We start from the raw sequence: 24,354 nt of genomic DNA on the forward strand, positions 1-24,354 counted from the left end.
GGCTCCTAATCACAGCATGTTAAAAATCGAATAGTTCAAAATATATTTACAATAGGCTGAACTCGATGACTCAGTCCCATTAGTTTTAAGCTTTGAACAATTTTGCTCAATTCTAGCCTTATATTGGCTATAAACTTTTGCGTTCTTTTGCTGGTTAATTGAAGCCAGCTTTTGATTCAATTTTGTATAACGCGAAATAAAGTTTTTATCGTCTTCCTTAGTGTTTAACGTGATAGGATTTGCATCTGCTTCATCCATTACTTGATAGAATTGATCATTCAAATCGGCTGCGTAACTTGTACCAATTGAACCGGCCAAAGTAATGGCTAATAAAATATTTTTTGTTAACACTTTCTTACTCCTTATTATGGGAAATCAGGGAAATAAACTCGAATATGAGCTTTAAATTTTGATCCATTTACAGCTTCAGCAGCCGTGATAACACCGTCTCCATTCACATCCCATGCTGGGTTATCTCTGAAGACAGCCGAATGTCTTGCAATCGTATATCCTCCCTTCGGCACGCCCATAACTAAACCATAAAGTGTCGCTAAACTAACTGGTTTAGATTCACGTAATCCACGATCTTTAAAGTACTTTTCAACATACTTCATTTGTTCTGTAAATGATAATGATCCAAATTGTGAACGTGTCATGCCCCAATAATCCCATTGATCTCGCGGCGTCTTATCATTTCCAGTTCCGTCCGTATACTGCATAAATTGAATCAAACCGGTTGCAGACCCTTTTGGATTGCGTATGCTTGGACTAAATGAACCAGCCGTTTCAAAACTAATAACAGCAGCTAAGTCATTAGGGTTTGCACCAATTGCCTGAGCGACTGCAATAATTGCAGCTTTCTTATCACCAGTTAAACCATAACTTCCATTACGTTTTGTAACTGTTGCATTCATTACTTCAGTATCTGAAGCAATCGGTGGAAGATCTTCAAGCTCTAGGCGACTGATTAAAGCAATATTACGGCCATTTTCAATAGCCTGTCTTAACTCTTCAATCTTACCTTGTAAGACTCGTGCCTTTGCAATTGCGTAAGCTGCAAAAAGTGCTTCAATGCGTTCATTTTGCTTTAAAAGTTGTGTTTTAAGATGGTTTTTAGCAATTTCAATATTTAAAAATTCGACCCATAAAGATCGATTTGAAGCTTTTACCAGATCTTGAGCCCAGCCAGCAGAAGCGAAACGTTTGAAAGCTAAATTTTCAATGTGGCCTTTTACTGATCCATCATCACCAATATCAAGTTTAGTTTCTTCAGAACTCCCCACCTGCCCTGAATCTTTAAAAATATCTTCTACTTCTCGATAAGTAATGTTTGGATCGTAAGCTTGTGCTTCAGTGATCTCACCATTTTCAAGAGCTTTTTGTCTAGCCTCAATGACAGAAATATTTACTTTTGCTAGTTGCTCATCAGTAGCTCCATATCCTTGAGGTAACTTAAACTGAACCCCAGCAAATTTTGGCTGTGTTGCACCAGCTCCTACTGGCAAATTAGCTCCATAGAGGATATTAAACTGTTGTCTAATAGTAGAACCGAGATAGTTTTTATAGGTACTATCCGTTATTTTTATATCATCTTTTAAATATGGTGTCGGATCAGTTACGTAGTATCCTTCGATTCCATTCTTACTTAGACCTATTGTCTGAATATTCTGATATGGATTCGCATTAGCGCTTCCCTTTGGACTACCAAGCCATGCATTTCTGGCACGGGATCCTTCTTTTTGTGGAATTGCATAATCAAAATGTAAATGTGTACCGAACGATATACCGGTATTACCCATTGTCCCTAAATATTGCCCCTTCTTTACTTCAGTACCGATATTTAAAGGGGAGCGCGTAGCTAAATGAAGATACTGATATACGTCATTATTTTCTTTCCTTTTAACGCGAATATAATTACCACCACCGGTCATCCATCCATTCGCAATAACGACACCATCCGCAATTGCGTACAGACTATGATTACCATTTGAGTTGATGATATCTAAACCGGAATGTGACCGCGGTGATCCATCCGATCGAAATCGAGTAATACCAAAACGTGATGTAACGAGAAGATTACCAGTTAAAGGAAAATCACCGGCATCTAAATTTGATGGTTTACCAGTTTGACCAGACGGTTTGGCATATTCAAAGTTGGTGGCCGAAGCATGTAAATCTGCAATAACAGCAGCAGACATCATCAAGACAAGAAGCCTTAGTTTTGTTGAACCAAGTGTTATCATTTTACCGTTTGCCCTAAAGGTAGGTTATTTTTTTCAGTGGTAAACCATCTGAATTTTCTACCTCTAATTTTCTTCTAATCCTTAAAATTATGCAAGTTTGTTGATTCTGATTTTTATTTTTTGAATATATCAGTTTTTTAAAAATTCCTTACATAAAATAGCTTGATCCTTGTGAATGCTAATTTATAATTAAATCAAGATATATATAAGAATGTTAAAGGAGTTTGAGTATGTCAAATATGCGATATTCAAATGACGGCATTGATAATGGCTTATTTGCTCCACATGTTTTAGACAGAAATGCCCGTGATTTTGATCAATATATGAAGGATCATACTCCGGCTGCCGTTGCACGTATTCGTAATTTCACAAGAAATATTAATACACCTGTACAGCAAAAATCTTACTCTCAAGAATATGTTATTCAGTTAGTCAATTACATTAAGCAGTTAGAGCAACAAAACCAAAGCTTAGATTCAAATTTGCAAAAAGCTATTAGTAATATACATACTTGTAATAGTACGATTACACGATTAGATGGACTTATTGATGACCTTGAAGCGCGGTTATCAAAATACGAAAAAGTTTAATATGTCAAAAAAAAAGCCATTTCGAAAGAAATGGCTTTTTCAATTTGTATTAACTACCGTTTAGGATCTTTTGGTTCTGGTACAACGCTATTTGCACCGGAGGTAGTTGCTGGAACAATACGATATTCTGTAGGAACATAACCTGTTTGATTAGCACCAGCATTTACATCGGAAAGGACGCTTGTTCCGGCCGAAGCTTCATTCTGAAGACCCCGTCTACCCGCGAAGCTAACACCCGAAGCAATAGCACCACCTATACCGCCCTCTCTAGCTCCAGCAGCAGCCGCAGACTGCCAATTAGAATTACTTGAGCTTGGGGTAGCATTAGGTAAGTGAGTTTGAGCTCCCGATGATTGTTCATTAGGCTGCCCTTTATTCATCAATACTGATCCATCACCACGTGTACCGGCTCCACCGCCACCAGCAGGACTACCACCCCCACCGTTACCACCGGAACCACCGCCAGAGCCACCTCGTCCACCACCAGAGGTATTATAGTAACCAGCAGCCGGATTTGCAGCACGACCTACATTCTGACCTAAATTTGTCTCGCCAAGTGATCGAGATAAATTAGTACCCAACCAAGCTAATACACTATCCGCAAGCGAACTAGGTAATCCAAAAATCAAATAAATAATTGGTAAAAGGATTAAGCAATATAAAATTACCCAACCCATTAGCCAGAAGAACTGAGCTAAAGCAGCAATAAACCCATTATTAGTGAACTGTACAGCTCCCATGATTGCGAAGAAACCATCAGTAGTAAATGTTAATAAAGGATCAGAAATAATAAAAGCCAAGAAGAATCCGACTAGCGATAGCATCGGCCTAAAGAATAAGGCAACTACCGTTAAGTAACCTTGTGTCTGGCTACCGACAAAACTTTGTTCAGGGATCATATGCATTACTGACCAAAGAATTAAGCCAACCATCGTTTGAATGATATGAATAATCCAACCAATAACAGCGAAGAAGAAGAATACAAACGGTAAAGTCGGGATAATTACAGCAAGATAATAGGCAACGAGCTTACCCATCACCATGATTTTGCCTAGCTTTTCAGAATAATAGTCAACAAGCCCAATGACAATTTCAGCAGCAGTACCGATATTATCTGAGAAAACAGCACCAGTGGCGCCAGCAGCAGATAAACCAGTTCTCACACCAGTTAGAGTAGTATCTACAGCCGTTAAAGCAATGTGAAGTACATTACCCGTGTTCTGCATACGAGTTACAGCATCTACGCCATCAGCTTGTCCAGTGCCAGTAAAAGTCTCAATAAAGATTCTCATGGTATTTGAAACTAGTGTGGTATTTGCAGCTTCAACATCTTTAGAGATCTGCTTAAATGAAACATCTGAATTAGTTATATCTTCAGGAATTAAATTCTGAATATCGTTAGTTGATAGGGTTGTTACTACTTGAGGTGTCTTGAGGTAATTGTTTACAGTAGAGTCCATCTGTGTGACTAGAACGTTATAAATCATACGTTCTTTTTCACTGGCAACGCCTTCTCTGTTAAGACGTTGTAAGTCTGGATTCGTACCTTCATAAATGGTTTTTGCGCGAGCCTCATAAATATCACGCTGGAATTCACCAAGTTTCTTCTTAGTGAGAGCTACTTGTGTCCAACCACGTTCAGCAAAATATTGAATTGTTTTATTAATATAACTATTTTGATTTGACTGTAAGTGGGAGTTAATAGACGCATCAGTTCGTCTAATTTCATCAGTAATAATTTTATCAAATTCTTCATTATTAAAAGCTTGATTAAAATTACGTGCATACTCTTCAGGACTAATCGCTTCAGATGGCAATCTATTTACATATGCAAGTACTGCTTCATTTAATCGAACAATACCCTGAAATTTAAGATTTTGTATATTGAGTAATAAGCGTTTTTTGAAATCTTTATATGATTCTAAATCCGGATTTTCAGATGTTAAATATTTAAAATTCGAATCAACAGAGTCAGCATTAGCTACAATGTAAGAGGATGTACCACATATTGCTCCGAAATATCCCTGATCTAAGACATTATTTCTGTCAACTAGAGAGCTGTTAAATTGTCTTTCTCCTCCAATATTAGAAACATAATAAGTTTGGCCATCCGAATATTTTTTTTCACCGACAGAAACACCTTCAGCCGCAAAATTCTGATTCAAAACACGTACACATGTGTATTGCCGAAGCTTTTGGATTGCGTATGCGCGAAAGCCATACGGATCTAAACCGTCTACTGAAGCAAAGGATGGCGATGGGTTCATAACAACAGTATTTAAAAATTCTCTGTATGCCTTGTTAGTTTCACCATTCGAGGCTAATACCACCATCATAAGTACCACACTGGAAACTGAATATAATGATGTGGTGGGTAGAATCATGACACCAGACATCAAGATACGAAGTATTACCCAATGTTTTTTCTTTCCAGCACCAAAGACTTCACCATCTCGTGCAGTGTGTAATACGGAAGTAAAAACTAGAAAGAGAAAAAGAAAAGCGGCAAACACTAAGGCTAAATGACCTAATGCACCAAAGAGTACAGGCGTTAATTCACCCGTAGCAGGTGCAGTTGCAGCAGCGGACTTACCCAGCACGAATGCTTGAATAAACCCATCACCAAAAATTTTTCCCAGCAGGTCTATTGCTGCATCGTTTTGACATGTACTGTCAGTCTGCGAAGGGCAAAATATGCTCATTACTCTTATCCTTTATTTCTAACAAGGACCACAGGTCTGTTAGGTTTTTAAACAAGTAGCTCAACTATCTTGTCTTAAATTATTCGGAATGCTGTCAAAATATTAGTTTTCAAAGCACAATTAATTTTAATTTAAAAAATGGAAATAGACAATTTTTAAAAAACAAAATGCAATTGACTATCATTCGGACACATATAACAATAAATTAAGATTCGCAAAAAAAATAAAGGTAGAATGCATTGTTAGCACATTAATTATGGTGTTTAATGTAAAAAGTTAACGTTAACTTTTTCCTTTGATTTTGATAGATATATCGCTGTTTTCGAGGTATGTATGTATAGTAGCACAAAATCGTTTAGCAATTTGTATGCTTCTATTGTTCATATGCAAGAGCACCAATCTCTTGAAGAATTACAAGCGAATCAAATCATTAACCATGCAATGAAGAATGGTCCTGATCACAAACTGAATCGTCTTCTAGAAGACCAAATACTTAATGGTGTTAAAGGGTTCAATATTGAAAATATGGGAATGAAGCACGAAATTTTTAATGACAAAGTTCTAATGAATCTTAAAAGAGAACGTGCCACTCTCCAAGACATTAACAGCATCATCATTGATACAGCATTACAATTTTCGCGCAATCCGGATCAAATCGAATTGAATGAAGAAAAATTAAAGAGCTCTCTAAATACAATCAAAAATCTGCATTGCGAACGTTCGCTAAAAATTGATCTAATCCGGAACATGAAAGAAGGTGTACTTACGTTTGTTCCAGAAGAACAAAGAAATGATATTGAACGAGTAATAATTAGTAAGCAACGTGAAATTGAACGTACAGCTACTCAATCAAATAAAGTAGTATTAGAATCAAATATTCCTAACAGCTTCAATCCAAGATAATCATGACTGCTGGACAGCATGATAAAAAAATGAGGATCGCCATGAAAAGTGAAAATTCAATTGAGTGTTCAAAGATCATTCCCTTAACGGGAATATTAAATCAAAGTCCTTTATTAAATACATTACACAAAAGTGTAAAGCTTGAAATTCCTGAAATTAATAACCAACGAAGAGCTTTAAGCAATATTTTTAATAGACTTGGAATAGATAATATTCAGCAAGTAATTATCAGTGAACCGAAATTAAATAAAGAAGTACTTAGTGAACTAGCAAATAACTTCTTTACTAGCAGTTTTCCTCAAAAAGCTGAAGAACTTATTCGCAAGATGTCTATGCCTGAGTATGGATTTACAGATCCAAAACAACCTTCCCCTTCTACACTGGCCATGAATACAGTTACCCAACCTCAGAGTGACATTCAAAAGCAGATCATTGAGGAAATCAAACAAAGATCGGCAGAATCTATGCAGGAGTTTAACCAGCAGAAAAATGAAAGTAACAACAAAACGAATGAAATTGATTTAAATAATTTCTTTTAAATATTAAGGCAATCTATATACTTGGCGTGGTAATCTTCGCGCCAAGTATTGAAAAAAGTTAAAATCCAAAGCATCGATATACTCCAATTCATTATTATATATTAAATCTAATCTATCTTTGTCTAGCTCCCCTCCAGAACATCGAATATAGTTTAAAGATTGTGAAAAACTATCTAGGTAAAAAAAGACTAAAGAGTAAACATTTATGAAAAGTGGATCATGAACGAGAACATCATTTAATTTATTAATCTTATTTTTAATAAAAATTGATAAAGATCTCACCTTAACTAAAACTTCTTTTTTTAGGCTTTCCGGTACAGAAATATTGATAAAAATAGAAGTATAGTTATCAACTATATACTTATAAAAATACATACTCGATAAAGTATGAGAAGTCTGGTAAATAAATTGGCGAATTCAAACATGAGGTGCGACAGTTTCAAAAGCCATATGATAATCAACAAGCTGAGCAAATTTCTCTAATGGTGTAAGCCAATCTAACGCCTTTCTAGGACGAGTATTCAGTGACATGGCAACTTGATTTAAATAATGCTGATCTGCCTGATTTAAATCAATCCCTTTAGGTAAATATTGCCTAATTAAACCATTCATATTTTCGCATGTGCCTTTTTGCCAGGGTGAATGTGGGTCACAGAAATATACATCTATGCCTAAATCTTCTTCGAGTATTTTATGTTCTGACATCTCACGTCCACGGTCATAGGTCAACGTTTTACGCAGTTCTGCAGGTAAATATTTCAGAGCTTCAGTTAAAGCCTTGCGCACTGATTCTGCCTTTGCATCAGGTAATGTTGCCAAGATACAGAGCCGTGTATTTCGTTCAATAAGTGTTGCTATCGAACTTTTATTGTCTTTACCTTTAATTAAATCAGCTTCCCAATGACCCGGTATTTTTCTTTCTTGAACTTCGGCTGGGCGCTCATGAATAGTTTTAATATCCTGTAATATAGAATCTTTTTTAGGTTCACCGTTAGCTTTTCGCTTTTTATTTTCATGACGTAGACAGGATAATAAGTCTTTTTCAACTCACCCTTGGGTAATGCTCGTATCGTTGAATAAATCGTTGTATGGCTTACATTCATTGTTTGATCCAAATCAGGAAATGTCTTTAAACGCTTTGCTATTTGCTGAGGAGACCATAAACAACGGATCGCTTCAACAATAAATTTCCAGAGGATTGAATCGATTTTGAGTTTTCTGTGACCACGTCTACGTCTAGCAAAAGTGTTATCAGAAGCATATTGAGCTTGATAAACGTCATTGATGCTATTTCTTTTAAGCTCACGATAGATCGTACTAGGATGTCTTTTAATAAGTTCAGCAAATTTTCTGGCTGAAAAGCCTTCTTTTCTTGACTCAAGCATTAATGCAGTACGATCTTCAAAGTTAAGATGATGGTATGACAATTTTATATACTCCATAAACCCTTTAAATTAATTAGGTGGTTTATGTCGCACTTCAAGTTTTACTCTGCCATTGAAGCTTCAAATAATTGACTTTTAAACTTTCAACCTTAATAAATATTTGCTCTAGTGATCGGTTTAAGTAATCAAGAAAATCAGCGACGAATCCACTTGGTATCGACGTATTATGAATAGAAAAGCTGACTTTAGAATAATTATAAAAGAACTGTTTTATAAGCTCACGAACATAGTTAGAAGTGATCTCTTCGTGAATATCTTGCTTTGAAAGAAAAGATAGATAAGAGCTGTCTACACGTGAAGGAGCCGAATGTGTATCTGATGTAGAAAATGTTTGGCTCTGTTGAGCTGTAGAATCTTCAGAACTAGAACTGTCAGAAACAAACGAGAAGTCATAATTGAGTAAGTCCTGTTCACTTACTTCAGCAAACATTGTAAAACTAGTGCTATCAGTAAAAGAGTATGTTGACTCACTTAAATCTATATTAAGCATATAGTCATCAAGTAAGTCTAAAAAATTAAATAAATTATGTCTCAACTGGTCAAGTAAATGATCAATGCTATAATTTAATGAAAGCAACTTGCCAAACTTTTGGTACTCCGAAATATTAAAAATTGATAAACAACTTAAGTAAAAAAAGTTCCTAAAGAAAGGAAAATTAAAAGTTGGATTTAATATAACTAATTCTTCCCAAGCCATTTCAATATCGATGTTCATCCTTTCTGTATGATCTGAATTGTTAACTTGATTATAAGTTAAACCCACTTCATGTAATTCGTATTTATTTGAAGATGTCAAGGACCAAAAATCTAATATCATTTGAGGATGTGAAGATGCATCCCATGAATAAGTACCAAATGGTTCAAAATTTTCATGTAAGTAAATACACATACAAAAATGATGTATACCCCATACCCTCTCGCCATTGGTCATATAGTTTTTATAATTAATAAATACGGAGTAATAACCAGAAGATAATAAATCTTGAATTTTCTTCAGAAGAATGTTTATGGTAATGGTATTGATGTTATCAACATCTTTAGATATAAACGTTGGAAATAATTTATTAATAAAACCTGCATAACTAACACTATTATCAAGCGATTGTAGAGCATCTTCGAGCTCATATTTGAATATACGCATTCTTGCCACCCTACTCGCTTATATTGAAAACTACATCATTTGTGTATTTTGCTTAGGTCGATTTAAAATATAGTAAGACAGTGTAAACTGAACATCTTGAATATAAACACATTCATCTAATGCCTTTTTGACAGCTATTTCTAATGTTTCAGTTGTTACATCTTCGTTCACTTCAGCAGAATCCAATAATTCTCTCAAAGCATATAAAGCTTTAATTTTAAATAGTGAATCATTCTTATACTCATTTAATTCAGGCAAATTGGACTTTTCAATAACATCATTTAACCGAAAAAAAACTTCTTTGTATTTCTTCATGAGTTCAACGATACTACCTAAATTCTCTAAAATTAATTCAGGAATCATAGCTAAACGACTAAGTTCGTTATTTGTTAGAGATAAGAATATACAACTTTTATCAAACGAAACTTGACCAACAATAAGCTTATTGTTGACTCCCTTTAGAACTACAAAGTCATGAGCTCTAATTCTTTCAAAATCAGCCTTACTCATTGATTTTTTCATCATAAATTCCAAATCTTTAGCTTATCTGCTAATTCTACAATATAGCCTATAGAAGATAATATAGGAGCAAAAAAAAATTAGAGAAAATTTGTAATTAATCTAAATATTAATATGTTATGAGCTTGAATTCAGGTAGAAGAATCATTTTCTTAAGAGAAGAAACATCTTTCTTGTCTTCGATGAGGTAATTAAGTGTTTGTAATATTGTTATAAGATAAAAATTATACTCTTCCCCTTCATAACTAAATTCGATCTTTAATCTTATTCCGGACGTATTTGTGGAATCTAATACTTTACTCATAAATGTATTAGTCATTGATAACAGATCTACAAATTTAAATTTTAACAACTCATCTATAAGGTTATTGATAAATAATGAGTTCATCACCTCAGAATTAAAAAAAAGACTAATATGTTTAATCACACTTTTCTGCTTTTTTACTTCCTGAAATACATTATCATTTAAAGGGGTTAAAATTTTAACGAAATTGTCTTTTAAAATGGAAGTATAAACATAGTTTATTTTATCATTTTTCTTATCTATTACTGATTTAATTTCAAGAAGCTGTTTGTATTCATTCGATGACAAACCCGAACTTTGATTTAAATTTAGATAATTTAAAAAAGTTTTTTCATCACTGATTACCATTTTAGATCTATCTCATCTCTGTAATTAATTAATCGTGATGGTAATTCTAATTCATCACTTTTTAAATCTAGAACAATATTTTTGTGTATTGAGTTAAAAAGTAGCTGATCTGGAATATAGTTTTTATATCTGCCAGTAACTATCGACATTGAGAACAAGAATATATCCTTCAGCTCAAAGCTGTTAAATATTTTTTTCGGCAGTAAAGATAAACCCATCGATGAAAGAACTAAATCAAATAGACTATATTCGAAGTTACTTTGGAGTGAGAAGAAATTTTCGAATGAATAATTATAATTTACAGCCACCTGATAATTTTTATCTGTGCGAAAGAGAAAAATCTCACCATTTTCCATTTCTGAAGCTAAATTTATTGAGACAATCTTTTCTTCTAAATCAATTAGACAATTTAAGTTAAACCACTTATTTTCATCAATATGTATGTAGCTTGAAATATCTAAGATCTTTTCATCAGCATAAAAATCATAGCCATAAAATTCATCATTAACTACATTGGGAAATGATTCTATCAAGCATTTAGCTGTATAGAATGCATCAATGCCGGATAAGACTTTGAGATCTTTTACTAATTTAGAGTATTGATCCAAACCAAATTGTACAGTCTGGATAGTTTGTGATGCATTCATGGTACAACTCTCGCAAAAGCTATAATTCATCGTATTTTAAAAATTTTAAACTGTCAATTTTTAAAAATAAATGAGTCTGGAAAATGTATATACATTAGCTCAAGTTGTGACGCATAATTTTCAATTAAGTTCTTCATCCAAAAGAAGAAAAAAGGAGAAATAAGGCTAAATGAAATGGTTGAAAGTAAACTTGTAGGTTCTACCTTATAAGGTTGAAAAATTGACCCTGTAGTATTCTTACTATACATAAAAAGGGCTTCTAAATCCTCCAGCTTTTCTCTATGGAAATAATAAATAAACTCAGACTCACACAAGTGACAAATTAACGGATAGATATACTCAGCAGCAGTCTGGTGATCTAGACTCGTGTTCATATACTTAAAATCCAAATCGTTTTTTTTGCAAAATGAATATAAGCATATTTTTAATTGTACAAAGGTATTGTTAAGTTTCATCAATTAGCTCCAAATGACAGTGTAGTAGACAATTTTTGATTAACTTCATTTTCCTCTTTGATATCTTTATCCAGATTAAAAGCATAACTACGGCAAGCTTCAATCACTGATTTAAAAGCTTTTAAAATTTCAGTTCGGTCATTACCAGATGGAGTGATACCAGCTCGTTGCCCTACTGTTTGTGGATCCTCCATGCAAGTTACTAAGTAATCTACTTGTACGCTTTTTTCAGCAAGTAAATCTGTTACCAGCGCTTCTCCACATCGTGCGAACCTTTCTGCAACTAATGAAAAATATTGCTTCTTGTCTTTATCCAGTAATTTTGACTGGCTTGCAAAATTGTTATTATTAAAGACAAGGTCTAAATCAAGTTTATTTGCTACCCCCTTCCCTGTCTGAAATGATTTTTCCATATAAGACTGGTAGTGATCTAGCGCAACCCCTTTTAGAATGCTTATTTTATTTCCACCTATAGAATTCACTTGATCTATAAACAAAGGTAATGTTTGTCTTTGTACTAAATAGAATACTGATTCATGAAGTAACTTTTCCATTTCTTTAATAATCTTATGTGATCTTAGATGTTTCAATATTTCCTTCTCTGATTTCGCAAGATCATCATTGACTTGTGAACCACGAACCAATGAATTGAATTCACGGGTAATTGGATTCGCAATTGTATATTTTCCAACTGGCGCATTGTTATTTTGCAATTCTTTATAGATTGTTTTCACCGCACTATACATTTGGTCTCTTTTTATATGCAGATCATTATCTACCAAGTAATTCTTAATATTCTTCGTTAATTCTTGATTTTTTAATTTTTTTACATTGTCTACATGGTTTGTTGTCACTCCATCTAACAATGATGCTACTCTACTAAGACCTTGCTTTTCCAAAGACTTTGAAATTGCATCCATTAATACATTTACTTTTTTTAAATTGCTATCAACTAGCTCATGTATACGATTTACTATTAACTCTTTTCCATTTTCACTAAAAATTTCATCTCTATGCATTTTTCCATTCAGTTTTAATTGAAGCTCATAAACACTTTTCAATAATGGATTGTTATCTATAACTGTTTTACATGTTTTATAGTCAACGTCTGACATTAAATGTGTTAAAAAATAGTTGTTTTCTACAGATTCAAAATTTCCACTTTTATAAATCAATTTCTCTACATCTTTTCTTACTAGTTGGGCCATATATGCATCAAGCCCGTGGAACCACTCATGTGCTAAACAACCTGCTCCATTTTGTTTGGTTAGGTTAAAAATTTTGCTAGCATATTCATAGTGAGCTGATGCTGCATTTCGTCCAGCTTGCCCCCGCGCACCGAAAGCGATAGCTAAAGTACCATTTAAAGAAATATTCTTTGAATCAAATCCGAGAGCATCTCTTAGCTCACTTAGACCATCAAATGTGATATTCAATAAATGCTGTCTTTCTTGTTGTGTCACCCAGTTTCCAAACTGTATTGCTCGAAAACCAAATACATTACTAAATTGTTCTGGATTTACATTTTCACCATGCCGAAAATTTTTTGATGTCTCATGTGCAAGACCAGATACAATTGATGGATAGCGTAAATCAAGTCGATTAGGCTCTTGGTCTTTTAATATCTTTCTAACTAAGCCATCAAATTTATCAGTTGAACTCAAGTCAGTGATAACTTGAGTATGTTGGTTTTCATCTTTGATATAGATATCAGGAATTGAATACTTTGAATCGAATTTAAAACGATATAAAGAAAGTAGATAATTAAGTTTAGAATCATCTTTTTCGAAATCTAAAGGTGTTTTAATGCTTTTATCGCTTTCTAAAATCTTTTCAACATTTTTAAATAAAGCATCTGAAAATGGCTTATTTCCTGTAACAATCATGTTTAGGAATAATTCCTGACCCAAGCTATCTTCTAAACGCTCAAATTGGCGCGAAAGATATGTGTAATCTAACTTACCATTAGCTGCGTCTATAAATTGTTTTATTGCACTACCATCATATATGTGACCGCCGGACTCAACATAGTCTTGAAATTGATCATATGAGACTTCTTTAGTTTCTGGATAGACTTCATTAAACATCATTTTGCAATACTGTGTTTTGACAGTATCCAAATTATTCATAATTTGAAATAAAGGACTTCCTCTAAGAGTCGTACCTTTTACAACCTTATATATCCTATCTGCTAATAAACGGTCCTCATCTAATTCATCAAATAAGAATTGCTGAGGATCCTGAGCATAACCTCTTAAGACGTTTCTATAGTTAACCATTTGATTGACAAAATTAGCTATAGGCATTCTTTCATTTTTGTCTAATTCTATAGCCGTATGGACCATTTCTTTAAAATGGTTAACTGAATACATATAGCTTTTTAACTTATCAATGCATTCTTCAGAGTCTTTTCTCTCATCTTTGGAGAAAGAGATTTTAGAAGGAATCATGTTGTAGACTGATTGAGCTAAGAAAAAGATCACATTGTTGTCTTCAATCTGGCTCATGGTTTCATTTTTGAATGACCATAAATTTCGTTTTTGGAATTTATCTATGAGAACATCTAAAGATAGGTCTTTTGAACTATTCAATTCTTCGAAAAGTGCATTTTTAGATTTCTGATAAAAATGTTTTCTAGCTCCGAAAACATATTCTCCATAGTCCTCAATTCTTTCATTAAGGGACTTATTTTCCTTTTCAGGTTCTAGTACAGTTTCTTCAATTGAAGAGTCATAGATGTTATCAAGCTTTGGTAATAAATTTTCATTAATCACACCAAATTTATCGAGCTTTATAATTTGGTTTTTCAACAACTGAATACGGTGATTTGTTAAATCATCATCATTTGAAAATTCTTCTTTACTTAGTAAGCATTTGTTATACGTGTCATAAAACACTTTTATATCATTTACAATTTCATTTGATTTGTCCAAGAATTCATCATTTATCAAAAGATTATTTATTTTTTCTAATAATTTTGATCTTGTTAAAAAGGATTCAAAACTATTGATCGATTGACGCCATATATCTGGATGCAACTCTAATATTTCTGGTACTTCACGGATATCATTTAGAACTATATGAACTTCATCTTCTAATGATAATAATGGCAACATAAAGTTTAATTGTACTTCTGTAAAAGCCTCTTCTGGCACGCCTTTTCTTATCAGTATTTCCTTATTAGTAGTTAGTACACCCAATGCTCTTGAATCATATTTATAAGTTTCTAACAAATTTACTGGTAAAGGGCTTTCAAAAGCTAAATTTATGTATCTTTCATCTTGCTTTGTAGATAGATCTAGGTAGTTTTCACTAATTTTATTTTTCCAGTGTATACCTGCTTCATTGTAATAATTTTCATCTAGTTTCCAAACTGAACCTTGTTGAGCTAGTTTTGCAGTCAAATCTATCCATGCTTGCTTATCTACATGAAATTTCGCTCTAGCATCATTCTCCGGCATTTCTTGTAAATGTTTATTTGTGATTGGCAATATTGAAGCTAATTGTTTTGGATTGATTGAATTATCAGCTTTTACAAACTTTGCATTCCCGTCATCTGAATTGACACGGTTAAATCCTATTGCTTGTAGTTTTTCACTTAAATCAACTAAATGAATGAACCGTGATAAAGTATTTAAATCATTGACAGTCAGTACGGCAACTTTATCTCTAAAGCTTGTTGCTTTTCGAAACCCTAGATGCAGTCCGAATTCTGATAAATTCAACCATTTCATATCATCACCACTTTTAGATTAGTTTTCATTTATGAAAACTTACCCAATAAAAAAGTTTTCATTTATGAAAACTTCTAGCAAGAATAGTTCAAACTAAAAGTTTTCATTTATGAAAACTATGTATTATTTAGCTTTAGCAGAACCAGCTATATTAGATTTATTAAGCGAGTTTGCCTTTTTATTTTCTAATGCAACTAAAGAAGCTAAATTTGCTTCAATACGTTCGTTTTGAGCATGTTTATTTCCCATGATTGCAAGCTCTAATGCACCTTCTTTAAGAATCTCTACAAGTACCCCACGCTCAGGTGCAGCAACTAATGTTCTATTCCAATTCTTATATTCTTCACCATGACCAAGATAACGGTCTACTTGTTCCCGATATTGTTGTCGCAATGGTTTAACAGGTTGACCAAACTCACCACCATTAGGGTTTTCAGTAAATTCAGATTTGATTGCCATTAAACTATTAATAGCTGGTGAAATAACTGCATCATTTTCAACTTTCTGTCTCATGTATTCTTTACCACGAGGCGTTTTGGCTGCATTAGCAGATAAGGGTGCATCCGGCAAACCAACCATATTGTTAATGAAGCTAGTTTTTGCAATAGCATACTTATCATTCGCTGATGAATACTCAAATAAAGTAGAGGCTTGCAAATTTGCACCAGACATTTCACCTACGCTCATACATAAGCCGGCTGATACTTGTTCTGATGTACAAAAATAATCGTGATGAAGCTTAAGTGTTTGTTCTTGAGCAACTACAGGATTTGCATATTTTCCCGTTCCCGCTGAAATTTCCTTAAAAATTAAATCTGGTCTATTTTCTTTATCCCTTACTTGAGTTTCAGTAATTGTTCTACGTTCATTTAGAACCTTACATGGGTTATAGCCTTGTCCAGCAGCTCCAAAATCAATAGCTGTTTCTTTTAAACGCTCTGATTGTTTAACAGCGCCAATAGCATTAGCAGTCGCCTTTGCAATTTCTTGGTCCGCATGAGCAATTGAGGAAGCATTCATTGCTTCTTGTGTTGTCTTCAAAGCAATTGCATTTAAAAGTAATTGGCGTTCTGTAGTTAAAGCTGCACTAACACTTTGATCCAAAGTATTAAGTCCAGTCGTGAATGTCGCATTTAATTGCTGAAAACCGCTTATAAAATCTCTGAGTATCAATGGATTTGAAAAAGGAGGACAGTAAGCAGCAATTACAGAAGTACTAAAAACTGATAATAGTAAAAACGTCGTTTTCTTTTTCATAATTAGCTCCGGCCAGCCATTGTGCGATAAGAATCACGCATTTTCGACTTTGATTCTTCAGCACTAATTAAGAGAAGTGAGGCTAAATTACCTTCAAGACGTAAACCACGTTCATAGTCCTCATTGAGTAACCAAATAGCCGCACCACGCTGTCTTGCCAACTCAACTAGCAATCCACGAGCTGACTGGTTCATCATTGTTGCCTGAAACTTTTTGGCTTCGTCAGTACCGTAATAACGGCCAATAGTCTCATCAATCATCTGATTAGGTGATCGCAGTTCACCAGCTTCATTCTTGATTGTTTGTAAGTTTGCTGCATCAATAGCAGCCAATGAATAAGCAGGGAAGGCTTGTAAAGCTGTTTTACGGTTTAAAGCAAATAAATATTGTTGACCTCTAGGTGTCATACCATTAACAGCATTTAAAGCGACATCTGGTGAACCTAAGATATTTCCTCTTAATGTACGTCTCGCTTCAGCCTCTAATGAATTAGGCTTAGCAGGTTGGAAAAGTAAAGCCGCATTAGTATCTCCACCAGCCAGCTTACTTACCGTACATAATCCTAGACTTGCCTCAGCTTGGGTACAAAATAACTCACGGTGCTTTTGAACCGTTTCTTTTTGAACTTGGTTTAAATCATGTACTACACGACCAGTACCAGTACTAGTTTCATTCACCATTTTGGCAGCAGTTTGTCTCGAAACTTCTTTACCTTTACTCAGTGTTGCGTTACTAACTAGTACTTTACATGTATTGTAACCTTGTCCAGTAGATCCATAGTTCAATACCGTATCAATCACTTTATCTTGCATTTCAATTGCTTGATAAGCAGTTGCTAGAGCTTGTCCAGCTCGTTTACGTGCATCAATTACTTGTGTTGTTCCAGCACTTGATTGAGCAATAGAAACACTAAGTGCACTCTGCAATTGACGAGTATTTTCTTGAATTGCATTCAACAAATTTGCTTGAGTAGAAGCGAATTCTGAAACCATCTTACTATTAAGTGTTTGAACGTTTTGATGGAAGGTAGGTGCAACACTTCCATACAATACATCTGCCGCAGCCCATGCCTTAAAACTAAGACCCAAGAAGGGGAGGGCAGCAACTACACATAAATATTTATATTTCATTTAGTTAGCTCCAGATGAATTAGCATTCAATGAATAAGAAAGTCGATCACTAACTTGATTACTCAATACAAACGCTGCAAGACTATTACCTGAAGTCTTGTTTAAAAAATCGATTTGTTTAGTCATACACTGAGTGTTTGAACAGATATCTTGAGCAGAAAAACGCGAATCAGTAATATTCGCTATATAATCTGTAGCCGCATTAAAAGTGTCATCTTGTAGCTTAGATTTTGAGAAAACTAATGCATAATTTGAGTCAGCCGCTTGTAAACCATTTGGTAGAAGTGTGCATGTACCCATTGCTGCTTCGGCAATAGAACAGTAATTTTCATGACGAAGTATTTTGTCCTTTTCAGACTCAACTGAATTAGACATCATAACTTTCATATAATTACTAACCATATTGGCCGCATTAATAGATGACTGAAGAATCTTTATTTTTTCCGCTTGCTGTTCAGCAAAAACAGTACAAGTAGTGGTTTGCGTACTACCGAGTCTCCCAGCATCGTCAACAATAAAGCGTAATACACGATCAGACATATTTATCGCACCAATTGCAGTAGCTAGTGCTTTAGAAGAGATCATTGCGGATTCTGCCTGTTGCTGGGCGCTCAGACCTTCTTGCTTAGTCAAAACACCTATGGCAGATGTTAAATCTCTCGTATTTTGGTTGTACGTTGTATGAGCAATCTGAGCATAACTAGAACCAATTAAACTCATTGTTATCGCAGTACTCAAGGCAACTTTAACAAGCTTACTCATTGCCACCTCAACTACCGCCAAAAAGCGCATCAAAAATTGAAGAACGAGAAGCTTCTTGTGGTTGAGCCTTCTGTTGTGTTTGATTAGAAGTGTTAGCGCTCAAATTTGGTATAGATTGCGTAGATGTATTATTAGACCATGTAGTACCCGAAGTTCCAGTAGGATTCGTTGAACCAGTACTACCGGTATTCGTTCCGATTGTGCCAATTTGATTAATAGCACCATTAACTTGATCTTGAACTTTAGCAACATCAGTATTAAAAGTAGTCTGATTAGAATCAAAATGTTAACAGTTTCGCCTTGAGGTGCTTGTGTTTGATATATATTTGCTAAATCTGGATCTAACTTACCCAAACCACCAGTTATAGCCCCTTGTACAGCTCCATTCAAATCAATGGTTCCATTTTTATTAATAATATCAATAGCATTATTGAGTGGCTCCAACGCTTTTTTGGTTGCTTCATTAACCATAGTACATACTTTACGTTGTGCATATTGACGTAAAGCAGCAATAGCAGCAGCTCGCATACCACCCCAATCGGGAATTGCTACACTCAAGTCAATAATCTTCGTGATATCTGAAAAACAGCTACCAGAAGAAGAACCCTTAGATCCGTTGAACAATGCATCGATGTCAACTGGTGCCGTATTTAAAATCTGACGATTCTTAATTACTTCTTGTTGAGTCCAAGCAATTGAACCTTGTTGTGAAGCATCACCACAACCCACGCTAGAAGCTTCAATTGCAGATTGGGCAGCAGTAGCATTACTACTAGCAGCAAATGGAGAAGCTGATAAGGTCGGAATAGTAGAAGTTGTTGTATTCGTATAACTATTCGTAATGTTTGTTGAGGTATTAGAAGTTTGGTTCAATGAGGATTGAATAGTTGATAAACCATCACCGACACTTGCAGTGGTCGACAATGCAATTGCTGAGGACACACCAAGAACAATACCCGTTGTAAAACCTAATTTTGGTTTAAACGAATGTTTCTTTTCTACAGAGTTTAATTTCTGCGGATTTTTATTTAAAGCTGATGTACGTTTATGCATAACCCACCACCACCTGATCAAGATGAAACTGAAATGTTTGGAAAGACTTTATTTTGACTGGCATACAGCATTGTTTCTTTTAGCTCTCTGATATTTGCTTCGTTATATACAGAAACAGTTTGCCAAGCCCGTATAAAATAAAAAATTCTTGAGTGAAATACTGAACTTTTACGATCTAGTAAAAACTGAAAGAAATCTGTGATATTCAAATTAACAACAAGTGGTAACTCATCAATATTTGCTGTAATCACATTACGTAAAAAATAAATGAAATAACTGAAAGGATTTGCGGAAAAAAAATCAAAAATTATTGAGTAACCGTTTGAATTAATTCTTTCATTTCTAAAATTATGAATAAGCTCTGACAATGTTTTTAAAACACTATCTGAGATAGAAGTGATAGAACTGATCTGATCGTTTGGAGAAAACTCAAGTAAGTATACAAACGTCACAACGGATTGCGGTAAGTCTTTAAGACTTTCCGTTATAAGATCTTTAGACACATATGTATCATTTAAGGCATATGTGCATATAAAACGTAAGAAAGTATCCAAATCTTGTTTGGCACTTCTTTCAACTAAACTTTCCATTTTATTATCCCAAATCCCCGCAGGGGTATTTGCATTATCAGTAGGCTTAATTTTAGAGGGTTTTTCGACTATATTCAATTAAAGTCGAAAATTGCCCTCAAGCTATAATTTATAGATTCAAGCGGCATCTGTTCACCCCTGAGTGAGCAACCTTCTACATATTCCCTATACTCTCCATTAATAATTTTTACTTTTAATATAAGGCTATATTGATTCTCCTTCTCATAAAGCTTTGTTTCTCCATAATTTATATAGACAATATAAACTTCATCTTTCTCAATTTCGGAAATGTCTGCTTCACAGTAATAATCACTTTTAACCTTATCAAGAAAAAAAGGAGAAAAGGAATTTTTTTAAATTTAACATATATCTGTTTTTCAAAAATTGGTTTTAGCCAGTTCATTTCTGCTGCCCCAGCAAAACAACCATCTTCATATATGTTAGGGTGGGGGAAAGTGCTCATGTTCATAAAAACCTCTATATCAATACATTGTTAAGGTGACGGTGAGCTAGAGGACTGTTCTGTAGGGCCATCTACAGATAAACCCACTTTAGATTTAACAAAGTCCACAACAACTTGTAGAGCCTTCTTGAGACTTTCTGCATACTTCTTCATTTCATCCGCAAGACTAATACGTACCCCGTCATCATTAATATAATTAGGTAGGGTAGAGGATAATTCAGCTTGGTTTTCAACAACCTCACTTAGCTTATTTTCAAATTTTGTCTTATCATCAGGTGAAAGCTCTGATTTTTGAATAACTTCAAACATTGAATCTGAGCGCGACAAAAAGTCTTGATGTGAATTATTCAATTTACTCAATAAAGCTTTGCCTTTCTCAGTACTACCAACATTAACAATAAGATCTTGAAACTCTTTGCGATATGGTGAATTAGGATCTGTATTCATTTCATTAATCAATGTTTTCAAATCCTTATTTTCTTTTTGTCCACGTTCAATTAGGGTTCCACGAAAATCCTCAAATTTGTCAAATTTCCAGAACTCATTTATTGAGTCTGAATAATTTTTATGTGAATTTACCAAATCATTATATTTTGAGCTTGCTAAATGACTTGAAAGCATATGTTGAACATTTTGTGTGTTCATATGAGCACCAGAATTTTCTGAAGCTGGAGCTTGTATATTTTGTGATGTTTGTAGAAGTTGTTCAGCTTGTAATAACGATAATGCATTATCCGGAGTCGCCTTTTTAAGATTCGCAAAACTAGGAAAAAGCGAATAATTTTTAACAGTAGAAGGCTGTGCCGAATTTTCGTTAAAATCTGGCATTGATGGAGGAATCAAAGGAGTGGAAGTAACTGGATTTATTTGGCTTGGACTTTGAAAAGTTGAAGCATTGGTATTACCCAATAACTGCGACAAAGCTGCTCTTAATTGCTCATGCTTTTCTATATCATTAGGATCTAATTGTTCAAAGTTGAACTCTTTACCATTGATTATGAGTTGTTCTGGCACCCCCACATCGTTAACATCAATTTTTTCTTTTTCTTCCTTTACTTCAGATTTTTGGATCATTTCTTCGTTATTGATAGGTAATGAAGAACTAAAATTTTGATCCTCTGCATAAGAGTACTGCTCTATATCTTCCATAAATCCTTCGGGCTCTTTTAAACTATCAAAGGGAAGGTTAGAAATAGGGGCGTTATTATCAAAAGTTTCCATAGTCTTTTCTACAGCATGCTGGAATGGTAAATCAAAATTGCCTTCTTCTAAATCCATGTCTCTTTCAATTCTAGTTTCAAGTGCCTTAAATTCATTGAACACGTTTTCTGCGCTCAATTCATAAAGAGTATCGTATACATAAGCATATTTTGGATCATCATTATTTCCTTCTAAAAATAATTTAATCTCATTTGCTTCTGCTTCTATTTCTTCATCACTATTTAGGGCAGATAAATTACTCTTGGTTGCATATAAAACAGCATAGCCTTGATGTTCATATTGCTCAGATATAGTTAATTCGTTTAACAAAATGTCTAAGTCTGCTTTGTGTTCTTCGTAAAACTCTTTATTCAAAATCGTTTTATCTTCATCAGAACCCAAGCTTCGAGATAGTTCATAATTTGCAAAAAATTGGTCACCTTCACGCTTAATTATAGATTGAGCTAAAGCTGGATACGAAAAATACTGATAGTTTTCAAGATCATTACTATTTTCGGAATCATTGTTTTTTTCTATTTTTAATTGATAATTTCTCCAATCTTTTTCCTGAACACCAAATAGTCCATCTTTCTGTGCATGACTATTAAGGTCTGCAAGATCTTCTACTAACGCTTCTGTTCCATCTTCATATAATCGATATAATTCAATTTTTTCATATAGCTCTTTGGCTCTTGCTTCGCTAACTGGTAGCATCACTTGGCTTTGATAACCGTAAGCTTCCAAATCACTCGATTTTAAAGTGGTGTCTGGTGGTGTTATGGGACCTACTTTAGATAGTAGATCATCAAAGACGATTTCATCTTTCCAGTCCATTTCGTTTAAAGCTTGTGGAGCTGCTTTCATTTCTTCTTTATTGTCCATGATATTTTCCTCTCTAATACATGAGATTCTGAGTAAGTTTATTCGACGTATTCGGTTTAAGTTGATCTAAGACGTCTGGATCAAGATTATTAATTTTCACAGTAGAAAATTCAGTGGAAAGGTTGGTTAGCAGTTTAGTTACTTTTTCAATAGGGACCTGAACTGTCTGGCTAGAACGAGCTCCTTGTGATAGATCTCCCTTAAGGACTAAATTCAAACTATCTGATCTATTTCCTGAGCCAGCTTGTACAAATATAGAATCCATCTCAGCAACTTGTTTTAAATGTTTTCTGCTACCAGTAATAACAAAGTTATATGTTTCATCATTTAGAGGTTTTAGATTGAGTTCAATAGTTGGGTTCCCATTTGAATTTGAACGAACAATATAGAAATCCGGAAGAGTAGGTTTTTCATTCATCTCTATAGCATCATTTACACGTTCAAAATAAGTAATCGCCTCTTGTATTGTTGAAAGACCTTTAACTTTGTCTAAAACTTCTTCCAACTCACAGTCGTCATATAGCATGACTGCTCGTTGTCTATTTCCACTAGCATCGGTGTAATTAATCATTTGAGAAGATAATTTAGCTACTGAGGCAGCATTAAGGGCATTGATAATATTGCCAGTTAAAAGGGTTGCAGTTCGCTCAATAGCGGTTGGTTCGTACTTATCGAAAGAAAGCAAAGGGGACTATTAGTTTTTAAGTACTCTATTTCATTTAAAGTTTTCATAAATGAAAACTCTTCTTCCTTTTTATTTCCATCAATAAATAAATGAGTACCAACATTCCGTAATAGAGTAGGAGTTAAAGCAGCATCTTCTATTAAATATTTGAGCTTACTACTGTGTACAAAATCTGAACTTGGATAAACGTAACGAATTTCATAATTACTCGCTAAAAGACTAGAAGCGCCTAATTTCGGGAACATAACTCGTATCAAAGCATTTTCATTTGTTTCACGATGGTAATGCTGATCCCAAAGTGATTCCTTCATGCTTATTGCGAAATTTATATTAAAGCTCTGATGTTCTTCTAAGATCTGAAGCTTTTCTACAAATTCCACCACAGTTAAAGCTTTATTTAACCCTTGATAAATATGAAGAAAATTATTATTTTCAGCAGATATTTTCAAGAATTCTTTGATTTCATCAAGATTGGGTTTATTCAGAATAAAGTTTTCAATCTCGGTAAATTCATATTTATCAATTTTAGATTTGAAAAAAGATTGCGAAGCTGAGTATTTAATTGACTCTCTTAATTCTCTTTCGAGAATCTGTTTTTGAGCATCATTGTAGAACTTAATTAAACTAGATAAAGATAGCTCCTGATCCTTTCCTTCCATAGTAGAAGCAAAATTATCATCAAATTACATAAATGCTTGAACAATTGCTGGCGTGTAAGCTGTCTCGACTTATCAATTAAAGAGATAACATCATCGCCATGAA

20 protein-coding genes and 1 pseudogene are annotated in these 24,354 nt (G+C 34.1%); 3 read left to right on the forward strand and 18 right to left on the reverse strand.

Features of this window, described 5'->3' with window-relative positions; genetic code table 11:
* Positions 1–9: 9 nt before the first annotated feature.
* Together EGS71_RS01265 and EGS71_RS01270 are read right to left on the reverse strand one after the other, a co-directional pair.
* Positions 10–351, reverse strand: a complete 342-nt coding sequence (locus EGS71_RS01265; RefSeq protein WP_000956387.1) for a hypothetical protein — start codon at positions 349–351, stop codon at positions 10–12.
* A gap of 14 nt (positions 352–365) precedes the next feature.
* Positions 366–2,243: a M23 family metallopeptidase gene (locus EGS71_RS01270; RefSeq protein ID WP_002011509.1), complete on the reverse strand. Its 1,878-nt coding sequence runs from the start codon at positions 2,241–2,243 to the stop codon at positions 366–368.
* Positions 2,244–2,473: 230 nt separating this feature from the next.
* Between EGS71_RS01270 and EGS71_RS01275 the strand changes: the two genes are divergently transcribed.
* On the forward strand, positions 2,474–2,833 hold the full coding sequence (locus EGS71_RS01275; RefSeq protein ID WP_000069170.1) for a hypothetical protein: 360 nt from the start codon (positions 2,474–2,476) through the stop codon (positions 2,831–2,833).
* 53 nt (positions 2,834–2,886) lie between these two features.
* Here the strand turns inward: EGS71_RS01275 and EGS71_RS01280 are convergent, their stop codons facing one another.
* On the reverse strand, positions 2,887–5,535 hold the full coding sequence (locus tag EGS71_RS01280; protein ID WP_000021504.1) for a DotA/TraY family protein: 2,649 nt from the start codon (positions 5,533–5,535) through the stop codon (positions 2,887–2,889).
* A 333-nt stretch (positions 5,536–5,868) separates the two neighbouring features.
* On the opposite strand from EGS71_RS01280, the gene EGS71_RS01285 reads away from it, so the two are divergent.
* Positions 5,869–6,438, forward strand: coding sequence for a hypothetical protein (locus EGS71_RS01285; RefSeq protein ID WP_000287493.1), 570 nt, complete (start codon positions 5,869–5,871; stop codon positions 6,436–6,438).
* Between the two features lie 2 nt (positions 6,439–6,440).
* Positions 6,441–6,977: a hypothetical protein gene (locus EGS71_RS01290; protein ID WP_000123889.1), complete on the forward strand. Its 537-nt coding sequence runs from the start codon at positions 6,441–6,443 to the stop codon at positions 6,975–6,977.
* Between the two features lie 417 nt (positions 6,978–7,394).
* Here EGS71_RS01290 and EGS71_RS01300 read toward each other — a convergent pair.
* From EGS71_RS01300 to EGS71_RS22665, 15 genes and pseudogenes are all read right to left on the reverse strand, one after another.
* A pseudogene (locus tag EGS71_RS01300) lies at positions 7,395–8,362 on the reverse strand (IS30 family transposase).
* A 94-nt stretch (positions 8,363–8,456) separates the two neighbouring features.
* Positions 8,457–9,563 (reverse strand): hypothetical protein, encoded by a 1,107-nt coding sequence (locus tag EGS71_RS01305; RefSeq protein WP_002011559.1) that lies wholly within the window; start codon positions 9,561–9,563, stop codon positions 8,457–8,459.
* A gap of 30 nt (positions 9,564–9,593) precedes the next feature.
* Positions 9,594–10,088: a hypothetical protein gene (locus tag EGS71_RS01310; RefSeq protein WP_002015162.1), complete on the reverse strand. Its 495-nt coding sequence runs from the start codon at positions 10,086–10,088 to the stop codon at positions 9,594–9,596.
* A gap of 103 nt (positions 10,089–10,191) precedes the next feature.
* Positions 10,192–10,734, reverse strand: coding sequence for a hypothetical protein (locus EGS71_RS01315; protein WP_000236941.1), 543 nt, complete (start codon positions 10,732–10,734; stop codon positions 10,192–10,194).
* Entirely contained in the window at positions 10,728–11,381 is a 654-nt protein-coding gene (locus EGS71_RS01320) for a hypothetical protein (RefSeq protein ID WP_000994248.1), read from the reverse strand. Before EGS71_RS01320 ends, EGS71_RS01315 begins: the two co-directional genes overlap by 7 nt.
* Positions 11,382–11,434: 53 nt before the next feature.
* Positions 11,435–11,755: a hypothetical protein gene (locus EGS71_RS01325; protein WP_001097951.1), complete on the reverse strand. Its 321-nt coding sequence runs from the start codon at positions 11,753–11,755 to the stop codon at positions 11,435–11,437.
* 80 nt (positions 11,756–11,835) lie between these two features.
* Positions 11,836–15,570, reverse strand: a complete 3,735-nt coding sequence (locus EGS71_RS01330; RefSeq protein WP_000871698.1) for an LPD1 domain-containing protein — start codon at positions 15,568–15,570, stop codon at positions 11,836–11,838.
* A 123-nt stretch (positions 15,571–15,693) separates the two neighbouring features.
* Positions 15,694–16,827, reverse strand: coding sequence for a hypothetical protein (locus EGS71_RS01335; RefSeq protein WP_000730798.1), 1,134 nt, complete (start codon positions 16,825–16,827; stop codon positions 15,694–15,696).
* 2 nt (positions 16,828–16,829) lie between these two features.
* Positions 16,830–17,957, reverse strand: coding sequence for a hypothetical protein (locus EGS71_RS01340; RefSeq protein WP_000875973.1), 1,128 nt, complete (start codon positions 17,955–17,957; stop codon positions 16,830–16,832).
* Positions 17,958–18,749 (reverse strand): hypothetical protein, encoded by a 792-nt coding sequence (locus EGS71_RS01345; protein ID WP_001211405.1) that lies wholly within the window; start codon positions 18,747–18,749, stop codon positions 17,958–17,960.
* Between the two features lie 69 nt (positions 18,750–18,818).
* Positions 18,819–19,772: a hypothetical protein gene (locus EGS71_RS01350; protein ID WP_228201071.1), complete on the reverse strand. Its 954-nt coding sequence runs from the start codon at positions 19,770–19,772 to the stop codon at positions 18,819–18,821.
* Positions 19,773–19,789: 17 nt separating this feature from the next.
* Positions 19,790–20,362 carry a hypothetical protein gene (locus tag EGS71_RS01355; protein ID WP_000445286.1) on the reverse strand — a complete coding sequence of 191 codons (573 nt, stop codon included), beginning with the start codon at positions 20,360–20,362 and terminating at the stop codon, positions 19,790–19,792.
* 493 nt (positions 20,363–20,855) lie between these two features.
* Complete coding sequence (locus tag EGS71_RS01365) at positions 20,856–22,907, reverse strand: hypothetical protein (protein WP_002011620.1); 2,052 nt, start codon at positions 22,905–22,907, stop codon at positions 20,856–20,858.
* 13 nt (positions 22,908–22,920) lie between these two features.
* Positions 22,921–23,592, reverse strand: a complete 672-nt coding sequence (locus tag EGS71_RS22660; RefSeq protein ID WP_228201072.1) for a hypothetical protein — start codon at positions 23,590–23,592, stop codon at positions 22,921–22,923.
* Positions 23,535–24,251 (reverse strand): hypothetical protein, encoded by a 717-nt coding sequence (locus tag EGS71_RS22665; protein WP_228201073.1) that lies wholly within the window; start codon positions 24,249–24,251, stop codon positions 23,535–23,537. Before EGS71_RS22665 ends, EGS71_RS22660 begins: the two co-directional genes overlap by 58 nt.
* Positions 24,252–24,354 lie beyond the last annotated feature (103 nt).

Origin of the sequence: Acinetobacter sp. FDAARGOS_559, assembly GCF_003940475.1 — a bacterium.
Taxonomy (GTDB): Bacteria; Pseudomonadota; Gammaproteobacteria; order Pseudomonadales; family Moraxellaceae; genus Acinetobacter; species Acinetobacter baumannii.

Excerpts from the sequence above, each read along its gene's own strand:
- EGS71_RS01330 (WP_000871698.1), bottom strand. The coding sequence starts at position 15,570 with ATGAAATGGTTGAATTTATCAGAATTCGGACTGCATCTAGGGTTTCGA.
- EGS71_RS01345 (WP_001211405.1), bottom strand. The coding sequence starts at position 18,749 with ATGCGCTTTTTGGCGGTAGTTGAGGTGGCAATGAGTAAGCTTGTTAAA.
- EGS71_RS22665 (WP_228201073.1), bottom strand. The coding sequence starts at position 24,251 with ATGGAAGGAAAGGATCAGGAGCTATCTTTATCTAGTTTAATTAAGTTC.
- EGS71_RS01335 (WP_000730798.1), bottom strand. The coding sequence starts at position 16,827 with ATGAAAAAGAAAACGACGTTTTTACTATTATCAGTTTTTAGTACTTCT.
- EGS71_RS01280 (WP_000021504.1), bottom strand. The coding sequence starts at position 5,535 with ATGAGCATATTTTGCCCTTCGCAGACTGACAGTACATGTCAAAACGAT.
- EGS71_RS01310 (WP_002015162.1), bottom strand. The coding sequence starts at position 10,088 with ATGATGAAAAAATCAATGAGTAAGGCTGATTTTGAAAGAATTAGAGCT.
- EGS71_RS01270 (WP_002011509.1), bottom strand. The coding sequence starts at position 2,243 with ATGATAACACTTGGTTCAACAAAACTAAGGCTTCTTGTCTTGATGATG.
- EGS71_RS01350 (WP_228201071.1), bottom strand. The coding sequence starts at position 19,772 with ATGCATAAACGTACATCAGCTTTAAATAAAAATCCGCAGAAATTAAAC.
- EGS71_RS01305 (WP_002011559.1), bottom strand. The coding sequence starts at position 9,563 with ATGCGTATATTCAAATATGAGCTCGAAGATGCTCTACAATCGCTTGAT.
- EGS71_RS01315 (WP_000236941.1), bottom strand. The coding sequence starts at position 10,734 with ATGGTAATCAGTGATGAAAAAACTTTTTTAAATTATCTAAATTTAAAT.
- EGS71_RS01365 (WP_002011620.1), bottom strand. The coding sequence starts at position 22,907 with ATGGACAATAAAGAAGAAATGAAAGCAGCTCCACAAGCTTTAAACGAA.
- EGS71_RS01340 (WP_000875973.1), bottom strand. The coding sequence starts at position 17,957 with ATGAAATATAAATATTTATGTGTAGTTGCTGCCCTCCCCTTCTTGGGT.
- EGS71_RS01290 (WP_000123889.1), top strand. The coding sequence starts at position 6,441 with ATGACTGCTGGACAGCATGATAAAAAAATGAGGATCGCCATGAAAAGT.
- EGS71_RS01320 (WP_000994248.1), bottom strand. The coding sequence starts at position 11,381 with ATGAATGCATCACAAACTATCCAGACTGTACAATTTGGTTTGGATCAA.
- EGS71_RS01275 (WP_000069170.1), top strand. The coding sequence starts at position 2,474 with ATGTCAAATATGCGATATTCAAATGACGGCATTGATAATGGCTTATTT.
- EGS71_RS01325 (WP_001097951.1), bottom strand. The coding sequence starts at position 11,755 with ATGAACACGAGTCTAGATCACCAGACTGCTGCTGAGTATATCTATCCG.
- EGS71_RS01355 (WP_000445286.1), bottom strand. The coding sequence starts at position 20,362 with ATGGAAAGTTTAGTTGAAAGAAGTGCCAAACAAGATTTGGATACTTTC.
- EGS71_RS01285 (WP_000287493.1), top strand. The coding sequence starts at position 5,869 with ATGTATAGTAGCACAAAATCGTTTAGCAATTTGTATGCTTCTATTGTT.